Annotated in this window: 14 protein-coding genes; 2 read left to right on the top strand and 12 right to left on the bottom strand. The window is 69.0% G+C overall.

Features of this window, described 5'->3' with window-relative positions; translation table 11 throughout:
* Positions 1-304 precede the first annotated feature (304 nt).
* A complete protein-coding gene (locus ON38_RS14310) occupies positions 305-682 on the bottom strand; it encodes a DUF5313 family protein (protein WP_039825277.1) in 378 nt (125 codons plus the stop codon).
* A 59-nt stretch (positions 683-741) separates the two neighbouring features.
* Positions 742-1,212 carry a MarR family winged helix-turn-helix transcriptional regulator gene (locus tag ON38_RS14305; protein WP_039825276.1) on the bottom strand — a complete coding sequence of 157 codons (471 nt, stop codon included), beginning with the start codon at positions 1,210-1,212 and terminating at the stop codon, positions 742-744.
* 256 nt (positions 1,213-1,468) lie between these two features.
* On the opposite strand from ON38_RS14305, the gene ON38_RS14300 reads away from it, so the two are divergent.
* Together ON38_RS14300 and ON38_RS14295 are read left to right on the top strand one after the other, a co-directional pair.
* On the top strand, positions 1,469-1,885 hold the full coding sequence (locus ON38_RS14300; protein ID WP_157181774.1) for a hypothetical protein: 417 nt from the start codon (positions 1,469-1,471) through the stop codon (positions 1,883-1,885).
* A gap of 222 nt (positions 1,886-2,107) precedes the next feature.
* On the top strand, positions 2,108-2,992 hold the full coding sequence (locus tag ON38_RS14295) for an SDR family oxidoreductase (protein ID WP_039825275.1): 885 nt from the start codon (positions 2,108-2,110) through the stop codon (positions 2,990-2,992).
* Positions 2,993-3,060: 68 nt separating this feature from the next.
* Here the strand turns inward: ON38_RS14295 and ON38_RS14290 are convergent, their stop codons facing one another.
* The 10 genes from ON38_RS14290 to ON38_RS14245 form a co-directional block, all read right to left on the bottom strand.
* On the bottom strand, positions 3,061-3,264 hold the full coding sequence (locus tag ON38_RS14290; RefSeq protein WP_039825274.1) for a cold-shock protein: 204 nt from the start codon (positions 3,262-3,264) through the stop codon (positions 3,061-3,063).
* A gap of 256 nt (positions 3,265-3,520) precedes the next feature.
* The gene (gene hisD / locus ON38_RS14285) at positions 3,521-4,849 is read right to left on the bottom strand and encodes a histidinol dehydrogenase (protein WP_039825273.1); all 1,329 of its coding nucleotides are present in this window, start codon (positions 4,847-4,849) and stop codon (positions 3,521-3,523) included.
* A 225-nt stretch (positions 4,850-5,074) separates the two neighbouring features.
* On the bottom strand, positions 5,075-6,454 hold the full coding sequence (locus tag ON38_RS14280) for a tripartite tricarboxylate transporter permease (protein WP_039825272.1): 1,380 nt from the start codon (positions 6,452-6,454) through the stop codon (positions 5,075-5,077).
* Entirely contained in the window at positions 6,451-6,942 is a 492-nt protein-coding gene (locus ON38_RS14275; protein WP_039825271.1) for a hypothetical protein, read from the bottom strand. The genes ON38_RS14280 and ON38_RS14275 overlap by 4 nt, the downstream gene beginning before the upstream one ends.
* Before the next feature lie 34 nt (positions 6,943-6,976).
* Positions 6,977-7,939, bottom strand: coding sequence for a hydroxymethylglutaryl-CoA lyase (locus tag ON38_RS14270; RefSeq protein ID WP_039825270.1), 963 nt, complete (start codon positions 7,937-7,939; stop codon positions 6,977-6,979).
* Position 7,940: 1 nt separating this feature from the next.
* The gene (locus ON38_RS14265; protein WP_039825284.1) at positions 7,941-9,215 is read right to left on the bottom strand and encodes a hydroxymethylglutaryl-CoA reductase, degradative; all 1,275 of its coding nucleotides are present in this window, start codon (positions 9,213-9,215) and stop codon (positions 7,941-7,943) included.
* 149 nt (positions 9,216-9,364) lie between these two features.
* Complete coding sequence (locus tag ON38_RS14260; RefSeq protein ID WP_039825269.1) at positions 9,365-11,281, bottom strand: helix-turn-helix domain-containing protein; 1,917 nt, start codon at positions 11,279-11,281, stop codon at positions 9,365-9,367.
* Between the two features lie 233 nt (positions 11,282-11,514).
* Positions 11,515-12,051 (bottom strand): hypothetical protein, encoded by a 537-nt coding sequence (locus ON38_RS14255; protein ID WP_039825268.1) that lies wholly within the window; start codon positions 12,049-12,051, stop codon positions 11,515-11,517.
* Positions 12,052-12,061: 10 nt separating this feature from the next.
* Positions 12,062-12,550, bottom strand: a complete 489-nt coding sequence (locus ON38_RS14250) for a DUF1269 domain-containing protein (protein WP_039825267.1) — start codon at positions 12,548-12,550, stop codon at positions 12,062-12,064.
* Positions 12,551-12,924: 374 nt separating this feature from the next.
* Entirely contained in the window at positions 12,925-14,388 is a 1,464-nt protein-coding gene (locus ON38_RS14245) for an amidase (RefSeq protein WP_051164737.1), read from the bottom strand.
* Between the last annotated feature and the right edge of the window lie 13 nt (positions 14,389-14,401).

Below are 14,401 nucleotides of genomic sequence, written 5' to 3'. Positions count from 1 at the left end.
GCGGGAATCCTGCTGAGCCTGGAACCCGTCGTCGCGGCGCTGGCCGGTCTACTCGTTCTGGACGAGACGCTGTCGGCCCGTCAATGGTTCGCCATCACCTGTATCTGTGCGGCCACAGTGGTCGCCGTCGGCTCGAGCGGCCCGGACGGGGAGAGCACCCGAGGAGCCGGCCACCGGGCCCCGGGGCGCCGCCTCGGATCGGTAGCCCGGAAATTCCGATTCCGCGGACGCCGGTGGGGCGACGATCCGGGGGAGTTGACGGCGAGCGGCAGCGGTTCGCGCCGAGGACGGTGCGCGGTGTGGATCAGCCGCGGTGGTAGCGCATTTCGTAGCTCGCCCGCTCCTCGGCGGCGCGACGGTGCCGGTTCGGGTCGGCCAGTGCCGGATCGAGACCGTGCTTGACCAGGACATGGCGCCGATGCACGTACACCAGGGCGACCGCGAAGAAGGCGAGTGGGATGAACACCAGCGTGGCCATCGAGAATCCCATCCACCACGGTCCCGGGACCAGTGCGAACAGGCACAGGAACGGGATCGGGGGTAGCAGGAAGCGCTGGAGGTACCGGCGGGTGGCTCCCGGACCGGTCTGGTCACGCAGGACCCACTGCCGCATCGAGGGCGGCAGGGTCTCGCCGAAGAGGTAGCGGATGCGCTGAGCCGGTGTGGGGGTCTGGCCTGTCACGGGGCCTCCTGTCGACGGTCCGGACGCCGCGGTTCGCCGCGGCGGTTCGCAAGGGGCCTTCATGATTCGTCGTCCGGGTACGCGAGTGCCGCCCGGCGGGCCGCCTCGTTGACCCGTCCGAGCACTTCGCGCAAATCCTCGAGATCGGCGAGTTCCACGCCGAGCCGGTCGACGACGGCGGGCGGGATCCGCTCGGCCTCGCGGCGTAGCGCGCGTCCCGCGTCGGTGAGGTCGACGACCAGGGTGCGCTCGTCGCGGGGGTCGCGCCGCCGGGTGACCAGGCCGGCGCTCTCCAGGCGTTTGAGCAGCGGGGACAGTGTGGGGGAGTCGAGCTGGATCGCCTCGGCGATGGCCTTCACCGACATCGGCGCCTCCCCCCACAGAGCCAACATGACCAGATATTGCGGGTGGGTCAATCCGAGCGGTTCCAGCAGCGGCCGGTACACGGCGAGCACCGAGCGGTTCGCCACGGCCAGCGCGAAACACACTTGCCGCTCCAGCCGTAGTGGATCGTCGATTTCCGCGGTCAACGCGCCTCCATGCGATCGGATACCCCTGACGAATAGAATATAGTCCACTAATAGTTAATGCACCAACTATTAGCGTGTGATATGACGCACGGGCCCCGGGTCGCGTCGGTGGAACGCCTCATCGCACATCTGGCTGCGGCGGCCATCGGATAGGCACGCCGGCGCCGACGGCCGGAACGGTCACGCGAATCCCGGGCAGCGCTATGCGATCGGGTGCCCGACTCGGCGGTACGACCTGGTGCGGAAGGATGACCGGATGCCGCGGATGCGGGTGACCGCGATCGCCGCACGGTCCGGCGATCCGGCCGTGGAGCGACTGGGGGAGATCATCGAGGCGGTTCTGGAGGCGTCCACGGACCAGGCCATGCAGCTGATGTTCCGGCCGGGCTCGGGCCCCGTGGTCGACGAGGTGCCGAAGGGCCCGGACGGGCCGTTCCACGCGATCGTCGTGGCAGTGGAGAATGTCGTCCGAGACGGCGTGGCGAGCGGGGAGTTCCGTGATCTCGGCGAGGTGTCCCTGGTGGTGGAGCTGCTGTCCGGTGTCATGCGCGCCGGCGCCGAACGCCTCGGCCGGGACCCGGCCGACTACTCGGCCACGGTGCGTGCGGCCCGGGAGGTCGTCCTGGCGTCGCTGACCCGGCACCCGGACCGAAGTTCATCCACCGGCCGTTAGCGGATGCCACGGCGGGTCCGGCGCCGCGCGGGAACGTCGCACGAAGCGCCCCCGCGCCGACCTGTGCGGGTCTCGGTACCGTGTCCCGCGTCCGGGTGGTGGGGTCACGATTCGGGGCCGGGCGCGCAGACTCCGCCGTCGGGATAACAGCACGCTCACAGGCGCCGACATCGGTGCCCGAACCCTTCCGGAGCCGGACCGGCCGGTCTAACGTTCAACGTCATGACCGCCTTCACCGGAAAGGTCGTACTCATCACCGGCGGCGCCCGCGGTATCGGTGCGGAGCTCGCCCGGCGGCTGCGCGGGCGCGGCGCCCGGCTGGTGCTCACCGATATCGACCGGCCCCCGTTGCAAGAGCTCGCCAGGGAACTCGGCGGCGACGAGTACGTCGTCGCGGTCCCCGCGGACGTGCGCGATCTCGCCGCGATGGAGGCCGCGGTCGCGCTCGGAGTCGAAAGGTTCGGCGGAATCGATATCGTCGTGGCCAACGCCGGTATCGGCAGCTACGGATCGGTCCTGGCGGTGGACCCCGCTGCCTTCCGGCGGGTGATCGACGTGAACCTCGTCGGATGTTTCCATACCGTGCGTGCCGCCCTGCCCGCCGTCATCGACCGGGGCGGCTACGTGCTGTTCGTATCCTCCGTCGCCGCCTACGTGGCGATGCCGGGGCTGGCAGGTTACTCCGCGACGAAAGCCGGAGTAGAGCAGTTCGCCAACGCGGTGCGCGCGGAGGTCGGCTACCGCGGCGTCGCGGTCGGGTCGGCCCATATGTTGTGGATCGATACCGCGCTGGTGCGGGAAACGTTCATCGATCTGCCGGCGGCCGCGCGGGCGCTCGCCTCGTTGCCGGCCCTGTTCCAGAAAACCGTCACGGTGCGGGAGTGCGCTGCCGCCTTCGAGCGGGGCATCGAGCGGCGTGCCGAGCGGATCAATGTGCCCGGGTGGGCAGGCGCGCTGCGCTGGCTGAAACCGGTGCTGCAGACTCCGCTGGTCGAGCGATTCGTCGGCACGGCCACCCGGACCTGGCTGCCCGAGATGGATGCGGAGGTGAGCGAACTCGGCCGGTCGCTGAGTGCCCGCACCCAGGCGCTCAGCGTGGACGAATAGGGCAGGCGCCGCCCCCCGGAAAAGCAAGAAACCCGCGCCGTGGCGCGGGTTTCTGTGTTGGTCAGCTCTTAGATGGCGCGGACGCTCTGAGCCTGCGGACCTTTCTGGCCCTGCTCGATCTCGAACTCGACACGCTGCCCCTCGTCGAGGGATTTGAAGCCGGAGCCGGAAATCGCGGAGTAGTGGACGAAAACATCAGGGCCGCCACCGTCTTGCGCGATGAACCCGAAGCCCTTTTCGCCGTTGAACCACTTCACACTGCCTTGCGACATACTGTTTCTTTACTTCCTGTTGCGAGCCGAGCGATCACTGCAACAACCCGTGCTCACCATCGAGCATGCCATAGATCCGGCCACCCCACCCGAAGAGTGAGGCAGCGCACGCCGGACCGCTGCTGTTGGGTCTGCTGGGGCTCACGGTCGCGCCCTGGTGGCCCTGGGCTGAAGACCGAAGTGGCCCCACCGCGGGATCCGGGTGGGGCCATTTCCGGTATGGCCCGGACGGGCTGATGGGCCGCCTGGACGTCTCTCAGGCCTCGTCGGTCCGGTAGGCGTCGAGGCGGATGGTCGCCGTCGCCTCGTGCGCGGCCATCCCTTCGTACCGTGAGATGGTTTCGACGGCACCGGCCGTCTCGGGAGTGGCCGACCGTTCCACGCGCTGGTAGGTCAGCGGCTTGAGGAAGCGGGAGACCGAGAGCCCCGCACTGTGTTTGGCGCCACCGGCGGTCGGTAGCACGTGGTTGGTGCCCGCCATGCCCTTGTCGGAGTACGCCACCGTACTCCAGCGGCCCAGGAAGATCGAACCGTAGTTGTGCAGGGTGTTGTGGTAGTACTCGTCGTCGGCAGTCTGGATCTCCAAATGTTCCGGCGCCAGATCGTCCATCAGGGCAGCGGCGGTCGCGGCGTCCTTGGCCCAGGTCACCGAGCCGTAGTCGCGCCAGGCCGGTCCGGCGATATCGCGCGTCTTCAGGGTCTCCAGCTGCCGGTCGGCTTCGGCGATCACCGCTTCGCCCAGTTGCCGCGAGGTGGTGACCAGGGCGGCGGGTGATTCGGTGCCGTGTTCGGCCTGGCCGAGGAGATCGGCGGCGACCGTGGCCGGATCGGCGGTTTCGTCGGCGATCACCGCGACCTCCGACGGGCCGGCCGGCAGGTCGATGGCGACCGTGCCGAAGAGCTGTCGTTTGGCCTCGGCCACATAGGCGTTGCCGGCGCCGACGAGCATATCGACCGATGGCTCCCCGAGCAGGCCGAACGCCATGGCGGCCAGCGCCTGGACACCGCCGAGCACGTAGACGCGGTCGGCGCCGGAGAGATGGCAGGAGTAGAGCACGGCGGGGTCGGCGGTGCCGTCGCGACGCGGGGGAGTGCAGGCGAGCACGGTCGGGACCCCGGCCACCTTGGCGACGCCGACGGTCATGAACGCCCCGGCGAGCAGCGGGAAACGACCGGCCGGCACGTAGGCGCCCACCCGCGAGATCGGTACATAGCGAACTCCGGTGGTCAGGCCGGGCGCCGGGCGGGTCTCGAAATCGACCAGATGCGAACGGGTCTCCCGGGCGAACGCGCTGGTCCGTTCGTGGCCCAGTTCCAGTGCCGCCCGTAGTTCGGGTGACAGCGAATCCCCCGACCGCGCCAGCTCCGCCGCGCCCAGTTCGACCTGACCGGACGTGAACCCGTCGAGATCGCGGGCATAGGACAGCACCGCGTCGAGGCCGCCCTGCTCGATCGTGGAGAGCATCTCCGAGACGGTGGCGATGACCGATGGGTCGCGCTGGGCGGCCGGGCGGTCCAGCGCGGGGCGCTTGAGGATCTGGAAGGAGCCTTCGAGTTCGGCGAGGCGGGCGGGGGTGAACTTCATAATTCGACGGTATGGCGGGCCTGAACAATGGACAACCCGTCGCGATCCTCCGCGATGCAAAGGGAAACCCTTTGCGTGCGTCCCGGCAACCGGCCGACGGTCCGCTGAGTGGCAACGGCGCGAAACCGGCGGCCACATCCAGGGCAGAGCACTTGATCACGTGGGCCCGCCACCACCTGGCCGGTGGCGGCGGGCCCATATGTCCCGGAGAGGGTCGGTGCTCGCTCAGAGAGCGAGGACCGCGGGGATCGTCAGTACCGCGACGTAGTAACCCATGAACAACACTCCGGCGTGGATCTTGAAGAACCGGCACAGCAGGCCGCCCACGAGACCGACCGTGAGTGTGACGGCGAGTCCCAGAATCCCGCCCTCCCACACGCTGATCACCACGACGAGTCCGGCGAAGGCGGCGATGATGGCTTCGTGGCTTACGAACCGCACGACGACGGTCGCGGCCCGATGGGCGAAGTTCATCGCGAAGGGGTAGGCGATGAGGCCGGCCACCGCGACGGCAGCGAGTCCGTAGAATAGGAATTCGGTGCTGGTGAGCGCGGTGGACAGGTTGTCGATATTGCCGTTGCCGTCGGCGGTGGTGAAAACCGGTGGCGCGTTGAACAGGGGGGCGGCGGGCCCGGCGGCGACCGGACTCAGCGGCAGTCCGAAGGCGATGAGGGGGATCAGGGCTTCGGCGATATAGGTGGATTCGGTCGTGCCGTTGCGGGCGGCGATCACCGAAGTGAGCCGGCGGTAGCCGTGTTTGATGCGGCTCCCGACCACTTCACCCATCAGGACCGTCATGGCGACCGGGCTGAAAACGAAAGTGGCGCTGGAAACGGTGGCGGTGGCCGCGACATAGCCGGTCTGTCCACGGTCGAGGATCCGGAAGGGATTGGGAAAGTAGCCCTTCCAGGTCTTGACATCGGGTGCGAGCCATACTGTCGCCGGCTCCTTGCGCGCCATCTCGGCACGACCCTGGGGTCCCAGGGACAAGAAGAGGTCGGCGATCAGCGGTCCGACGGCGATGCCGAGGAAGTAACTGATGTTGAGCGCGACATCGTAGGACGCCGTGAGCTGTTTGAGACCGAGGATGAGGACCACGAACGGTACGAGCGCGAGCACGCCCGCCCATTTCCCGGGCGACGCGTAGGCGATGCCGATGGCGGCCAGCAAGAACAACCACGGCGCGGCGGACTGCACCGTGTCGGCGACCGGGGCCAGCAGCACGGCGAACAGTACGGCGGCGGGGACCGCTATCACAGCGGCGATGAGGGCCGCGGAGATCGCTTTGCGGAGCGCAATATGGGGTACGCCCAACGCGCGCAGCATCCGCGCTTCGCGCATGAGCGGAACCGCCATCGTGTCCCCGGGTATGCCGAGGAGTGTGGTCGGCGCCGCGTGCGTCATATGTTTGGCCACGGCTCCGGCGAGGAAGAATGTGAACACGCCTGCCGGGGGAGCGCCGAGCAGAATCACCAGCAGGGTCAGCGGGGCGATGGTCGCGGTTTCGTCGGTACCCGAGACCATGCCGATCAACGAGAAGACGATGGCGCCCACCACGGCGAGCATGATGGCCAGCGCGATATCGCTGGTGAGGATCGAACTCATGACACTGTCCCGGTGGTGGAGTGTTCGGCTTCGGTGAACCGCCGGCTCAACCCGAGTTCGTCGAGTTCGCGCCGGGTGTGCGCGGGCAGATCGTCGAGCGAGCCCAGCCCCTGTCGTTCCTCGCGCAGTGCGGCGATGACCTCGCCGACGGCCGCGTCTTCGGATACCTCGGTGACCACGATCCGTTTCGGACGGAAGAGACGCCCGCAGATCAGACCGGCGATCACACATCCGGCGATCCCCACGAGGAGAGCGTAGGCGTCGGCGAGCGAGTCGTTCGCCACGAACGAAGAGAATGCCCGGTCCGCCAGCAGCAGTGCGGACAGGCTCACGCCGACGCCGATGACCACGGATACGGCCAGGTGACGACCGACGACGGTATCACCCCATACCTCCAGGTACTGCGGATGTTCGCCGCCGGGGGCCGGCTCTGCGGTGGGCGGGTCGACCGGTGTCGGTGCCGCGGTCGGCGGGGGTTGGGTGGGCATGGGTACTCCGTCGGCGTCGAGGGGGTCGGGCAGGTCAGGATGTCGAGGCGGTGAGGGCGCGGACCACTCGCGAAGGGCTGGGCCGACCGATGACGGTCGACATCCACCGGGAAGTCGCGATGAGCGCGTCCAGACCGATACCGGTGGTGATACCGAGGCCGTGCAGCATCCACACCAGGTCCTCGGTGGCGAGATTTCCGGTGGCTCCGGCGGCATACGGGCAGCGACCCAGGCCGCCGGCGGCGCTGTCGAACTCGGTGATCCCGGCGCTCAGAGCGGCATAGACGTTCGCGAGCGCCTGGCCGTAGGTGTCGTGGAAATGCATCGCCGTGATCTCCGGGCGGATACCGCGGTCGAACAGGGCTTCCAGTAGGTCGAGGACGTGTCCGGGCGTGGCGACCCCGATGGTGTCGCCCAGCGAGATCGAGGCCACTCCCATGTCGAGGAGTCGTTCGGCGATATCGGCGACGGCCGAGGTATCCACCGCGCCCTCCCAGGGGTCCCCGAAACACATCGAGATGTATCCGCGCGTGGCAAGCCCCTGTGCTCCGGCACCGTGCACTACGGGGCGTGCGGATTCGATCGCGCCGTCGACGGTGGTGTGCAGGTTCTTGCCCGCGAAGGTCTCGGTCGCGCTCACGAATACGGCGAGTTCCGTGGCGCCTGCGGCCAACGCCCTGTCGAGCCCGCGGCGGTTCGGTGCCAGCACCACCCGGCGGATATCGCCGGGCAGGTCCAAGGTGGCCAGCAGCTGCTCGGCATCGGACAGCTGTGGGATCCATCGGGGTGAGACGAAGCTCGTGAGCTCGAGCGCCGACACCCCCGCGGCGGCGAGCCGCCGGCAGAATTCGGCTTTGGCCGGTGTCGGCACCACAGTGGCTTCTGCCTGGAGACCGTCGCGGGGGCCGACTTCGTACACCCGGACCGCGGCCGGCAGACCCGGCCTGCGGTGGACATGCGGTGCGGGCCGGCGGACGGCCTCGGTGTCCGGCGCCACCTCAGCTTCGATTCCGCAGGTCGGCGAGCACCCTTTCGGCGTGCTCGACGCGAATGTTCCGGTCCTGGATGAGCTGCGCGACGACCGTGTCGAGTTCCGCGGTCCGCGCTCCGGCGGTGACCGCGACGGTACGGGCGTGCAGGCTCATATGGCCTCGCTGGATGCCTTCGGCCGCGAGGGCGCGGCAGGCGGCGAGATTCTGGGCCAGTCCCACCGCGACCACGACCTCGGCGAGTTCGGTGGCCGACTCCACGCCGAGGATTTTGATCGCTGCCCGCGCGACGGGATGGGCCTTGGTGGCTCCACCCACCAGACCCACCGCCATCGGCACCTCCAGCGTGCCGGACAGGTGTCCGTCGGCGGTCTTCTCGAAGTGCGAAAGAGCCGTGTACCGCCCATCGGGACCGACGGCGTGGGAGTGACAGCCCGCTTCGACGGCGCGGGTGTCGTTGCCGGAGGCCAGTACCGCGGCGGTGATGCCGTTCATGATGCCCTTGTTGTGTGTGGCGGCACGGTAGGGGTCGGCTTCGGCGAGCGCGGAGGCGTGCACGATATCGTCGACGACCTGCTCTCCGCCCAGCAGGTCACGGTCGAAGACGGCGCGGGCCCGCACGATTCGCCGGTCGGCCATATTGGTGAGGATGCGGAGCAGGGGCCGCCCGCCGGTGATGGCCGCGAGCCGGGGCGCGATGGCCTCGGCCATGGTGTTGACCGCATTGGCTCCCATCGCATCGCGCACATCGACCACCAGATGCGCGACGACATGCGTGCCGGTTCGCGTCGGCACCAGGCGCACCTGTAGGTCCGTCGCGCCGCCGCCGAACCGGACCAGCGTCGGGTCCTGCTCGTTGGCGAGGTCCACGACGGCCGAGCGGTGTTCCAGAATGCGCAGGCGCGCGGCCTCGGGATCGGGCAGGTCCAGCAACTGGATCTGCGCCTGCATCACCGGACCGGTGCCGGAGGTGAAGAATCCGCCTCGCTCGCGGGCCATACGCGCGGCATTGCTCGCCGCGGCCACGACCGACGGCTCCTCGGTGGCCATGGGGACCAGATGATCTCGGCCGTTGATCCGGAAGTTCGTGGCGATGCCGACCGGGATACCCAGCACCCCGATCACATTCTCGATCATGTGATCGGCATGCTCGGTGTCCAGGCCGTGCGCGGGGTCGAGAACGTCCAGCTCCGCGACAGCTACTCCGGTCCGCTCGGAGACCACCGAGCGGCGTTGCTCGACGGAGGAGTCCTTGAACCCCGGAATCCTGCTGTTCACGGTCACCGCGCCGCCCTCCACATCGCGGGGGCGCGGTATCCGCGACCCCGATGAACATTTGCCGGGTCCGACGGTACGAGCCGGCTGTAACCCGCGACATGTGAGGTGACCACATGAAACCGCGGTTTCAGTGTGGTGGGACCACATTTTTCTGTTCATGGGCGGGATACCGAACGCAACTCGTCCAGCCGAGTGGCGAGCGAGATACGGAACAGGTGTTCGTCCTGACGCCAATCCGCTCCGAGCAGAGCTTTGAGGCGGTCGAGTCGCTGCAGGATCGTGTTGGGGTGATAGTTCAGCGCTCGCGCAGTCTTCGTCGGGCTCGCCTCATGCCGCACGAAGGTGCGCAGTGTGGTGAGCAGATCGGTGCCGTGCCGGGCGTCGTAGTCGACGACCGGCCCGATGGTGAGATCGAGGAAGGACTGCAGGGCTTGCGGGTTGGCGCCGAACAGGACGGTGTATGGGGCGTAGGCGTCGGTGGCGACCGCGCGGTCGTCGATACCCAGCCCGGTCAGCAGGCGCACTGTCTGTTGCGCGGTGCGGAACAGATCGGGAAGTTCGTCGGGCGTGGCGGCCCGCGGTGGCGCCACGACCAGCACCGGGGCCCCGAGTGCGCCGATGAGATGCCTGCGCAGATCGTTCGCCAAGGCCATCGGATCGACAGCCGATCCGATGACCGTGATGGTGGCGGCGTGCTCACCCACCAGCCCGCCGCGGCCGAGGAAACCCGCGGCGGCGCGTTCGGCCCCGGTCCGCCGGGCCGGCGGCACATCGACGATGAGCAGCGTACGCAGTTCGGACAACGTCAGGCGGTGGTTGCGCGCCCGCTGGTCCATACCGCGACGTCGCTCCGGTGAGGAATGCAGCAGGTCGGCGATGAGTTCGCCGCGCTCACGGCGGTATGCGTCGGTGACCGCCCGCTGTTGCAGGGCCAGCAGGGCGGCGACCTGAGCCGCCCGTTCGATCGTGCGTCGCTCCACCGGACCCAGTTCCACGCTGCCCGGGCTGAGCAGCAGGGCCCCGAAGTGGAGTTCGCCGGCGGTGACGGCGGCGACCGCCTCGACCGATCTGTTGTTCGCGACGGTCCGGCAATGCCCGCTCGCACGACTCAGCGAGATCGCGGCACGCACCTGCGGGGACAGACTCACCGCCGTATGCTCCTGGTCCGCGGCCGCGGAGGTGGCGAGCGAGAAGGAATCGGCGTCGATGATCGTCACCCGCCGGCCCAGCGCCGCCGCCAAGGTGCGTGCGACCTGTGTGAAGCCACCGCCGGACAGGACGGCGTGGACGAGTTCCTGGTGGACCGCGCTCGACCGATCGCGTGCTTCCAGGTGCGCGGTCAATTTCTCCAGGGCGCCGCGTGTGCGGTCCTGCGACTCCCGTAATTGCGTGAGGATGTTCGCGGTCTGCAACACCACCGAGGCGTGGTCGGCCAGAGCCGAGAGCAGCGCGATCTCTTCGGGGGTGAACTGGTGTTCCTGCCGGGTCGCCGCGAAGAGCACGCCGAGCACGGTCCCGTCGGAGAGCATGGGTACGCCGAGGATGGAGATGATCCCCTCGGCCAAGACGGCATCATCGATGGTGTGCTCATGGGGGCCACCCGCGTACTCGCTGTACCGCGGCACCCACTGCGCCGACCGGGTATCGGCGATCCGGCTCGCCAGTCCCGTCCCGGCGGGGACGTGTAGGTCCTGGAATTGCGTGGTCACCGCCCCCATCGTCTTGCGGACGTGCAGGTCGCGGGTGGTGGTGTCGAACTCCGACAGATAGGTCACGTCGGTACCCATCATCTCGTGGGCGCGCGCCACCAACCTGGCCAGCAGCGCATCGATATCACGCACCTCGGCCAGATCGCGGGCACTGGAGAACAGCGCGGTCAGCTCCTGTTCGCGGCGCCGTAGGCGGGTGACCTCGGCCCGGTCGCGACGTGCGTGGTCGACGATATCGCCGACCGTGCCGGTATCGAGTCCCAGTTCGGTCAGCGAGGCCGCCAGCGTGGTGACATCCGGTTCGCCGCGGGTGACGGCGCGAAGAACCTCGTGAAGGACACGGGCGAGGTCGCTGCTGTTCATGGTTACAGACTGCCTGTGTCCACCGGCCCCGCTCGATACGCTCCCCGTGACCGCTGCCGAGTACGACGCCAGGGAGCCGAGGTGTTGCGCGCGGTGATCCCGGAATTCCGACGCGAGCAGGAGGAGCAGGCCTACTTCGCGATCCGTGGCGGCGCGACGGCTGCGCCGCGACCGCCTCGAGCGCCGAGGTGAGCCCATGGGCTGCTGTGTCGGCGGGTGGTGTGCGGACGGCCTCAATGGGTCAGCGCGATCTTGACGATCACGATGAGGGCGCCGGCGAGGGTGAGCAGCAGTGCGGTGATCACGGTGGCCCGGGTGGGATTCCGGCCGCGGAGTCTGCCGATGACGAAGACGATCCCGCCGATACGCACGAGGATGACCACTTCGGCGAGAACCTGCGCGGTCCGGGGTTGCAGCCAGCCCGGCCAGCCGGCGGCGAGGACGGCACAGGGCAGGACCGCGGAGGTGAGGATCGGGACCGAATTGCGGAGGGCGCGGACCCGGTCGGCGACAGTGGTGGTGTGTTGTTCGCGGACGGTGCGGGCGACCGTTTCGGCGAAACTGTGGGCCAGGAAGGTGGAGACGGCGGTGCCGGCCACGATGAGGATGCCGAGGTGTTTCTCGGCGGTGACAACGGGGACCAGCGCGGTGAGCACGAGGATGTTGCCGTAGATGTAGGCGCTGATCCGGCTGGCGGCGTTATCGCGGTCCAGTGGAATCCGGCGGGAGAACAGCGGCCCGTGCAGCACAGTGGTCAGGTCGGAATCCATCAGCCGGAGATCAGTCGGCGAAGACCTCGCGCAGCTTGGCTTCCTGCTCATGGGACAGGTTGGTGGAGACCAACTCCGCCGACTGGCCGTGGAACGCCTCGTGCACCCGGTCCATCGTGGCATCGGAGGTCAACGCGAACAGCGCCGAGGTGCCCGGGGTCAGCTTGTCGCGCACCTCCTTGATGAATTCGTCGTCGATCCCGATATCGGCCAGCGACCCCGACATCGCGCCCAGGCCCGCACCCATCGCGGCACCGATCAGCGGGATGAAGAACAGCAGTCCGAACAGCAGGCCCCAGAATGCGCCGCCCAACGCACCGAGCCCGGCCAGACTGTGCAGCTGACGGGTCTTGGGTTTCTTCGCGTCCGCCGGCCAGCTGACCACCGCGGCATCCTGCACGGTGATCAACTCCCGGCGTTGCAGGTCATCCAATGTCGATACGGCGGTATCGGCGCCGGTGGCGGTGGGGAACTTCCAGACGGTCAACGTACCGGCCATCTCCGGCTCCTTCAACAAGGGTGAGTACGCTTCCGAATCGACCCTAGGGCCGGTCGAACGCCGGTTCCTCACCCGCTACGGGTGAGAGGCCGGGGCGCCGGTGCCGGGCGAACTCGTCCGCGGCGGGCGCAGCGCGCGGCACCCAGGAGCCCGGGCCCGGTCCGGTGGGTCGCCATAATCCGCACTTCCACGCCGGTCGGCAATGGTTACGCGCGGCCGGGGTCCGGGCACCGCACTCGCCTGAGGCGGACCCGCTCATCCCCCGAGAACTCCGCGACCGGGTGGCGGCTCAGCACCGCTTCATGCTGGAACATCGTCCGCATTCGCTGATTCGGCGACCGGTCGAACCCACCGAGATCGGCAACAGTACGGCCTCAATTTCCGATTCGGGGCGGACGTACCGCGTCTGTCACCACCGCCTCGAGGGCCGCCGCGACCGCCAGCGCGCGGATGTCCCGGCCGGGTGCCGCGGTGACCGTCAGGCCGATGGGGAGCCCCGCGACCGCGCCGATGGGCACCTGCACCGAGGGCGCGCCGGTGTTCGAGGCGATGCCGGCCGCGGCGGTCCCGGCCCAGCCGGGGTGCGCAATATCAGAGGCCGTGGGATAGATGAGCACGTCGACGCCGCGGCGGGTGAGCAATTCGGTGAGCGCCCGGCGCCCGGCGCGCTGTTTCGCCAGGGCCGCGTTGTGCGCAGGGTTCGGTATCGGTGGCGCCGCCAGCCAGGCCGCGGCCGTGTCGTGGTCGAGGGCCGTCGTGGTGAGTAGATCGGCGAGGTCGGGCCGGGATCCCGGCCGGGCACCGGCGGCCGGCTCGTACCGGGCCGGGGTCTGTTCGAGGAATCTGTCGATCGAATGCCGCGCGTCCGTCCATCCGCTGTCGGTGAGGACATCACGGGCGTAGGCGGCGTCCAGTTCGGGCAACTCGGCGCGGCGCAGCCGGTATTCGCGAGTGAGCGTGTCGATCGTATGGTCGGCGAGTGCCCGTAATCGAGCGGATCGGCCGTCGCGGCCGCGCGACGCGCGGCGACCGGACGGGGTATCGAAAGGCCACGTCAAATAGGCGGCGGTGAGTTCCGTGAGATCGGTTGCCGCCGCTCCGGCGAGCCAGGAATGCCGGCCGCCTGTCATCGCGTCGGCGAATTCCGCGATATCGCGCACGGTCCGGCCGATCGGGCCGACGACATCCTGGGACGGGGACAGCGGAATGACGCCGCTGCGGCCGACCGCGCCACCGGAGGGCCGGAAACCGACGAGCCCGGCGTGCACCGCCGGTCCCACCACGGAGCCGCAGGAATCGGTGCCGAGGGAGATCGGGGCGAAACCCGCGGCCACCGCCACCGCGCTCCCACCGCTCGACCCGCCGGCACTGCGTGAGGTGTCGAAGATATTGGCGGTGACACCGCGGATCGAGCTTTCGGTGAACGTGCCGTGCCAGGCGAATTCCGACATGTTCGCGGAGGCGAGGACGATGGCGCCGGCGGCGCGGAGTTCGCGGATCACGGCGGCATCGGCGCGGGGCCGGTAGGAGGCGAGCCCACGATTACCCGCTGTCGCCGGCAGGCCGGTCGCGGCGATATTGGTTTTCACCACGAAGGGGATCCCGTGCAGCGGGCCGCGGATCCGGCCCGCCGCACGTTCGCGGTCCCGGGCGCGGGCGTGCTCGACCGCGGCGGGGTCGATATCGACGATGGAGTTCAGCGGCGGGGAGCCGGCGCCGTCGAAGCCCTCGATCCGATCCAGATACGTTCGGATGATCTCCGCGCTGGTCACGGTCCCGTCCGCGAGGAGCCGGCGGAGGTCGGCGACGCCGTAGGTCTGCCAAGGCGAGAGGGTCACGGACTCGAACCTA

Origin of the sequence: Nocardia testacea NBRC 100365, from assembly GCF_000308775.1 — a bacterium.
In the GTDB taxonomy this organism is placed as follows: domain Bacteria; phylum Actinomycetota; class Actinomycetes; order Mycobacteriales; family Mycobacteriaceae; genus Nocardia; species Nocardia testacea.
This window is presented reverse-complemented; position numbering and strand designations above follow the sequence as displayed.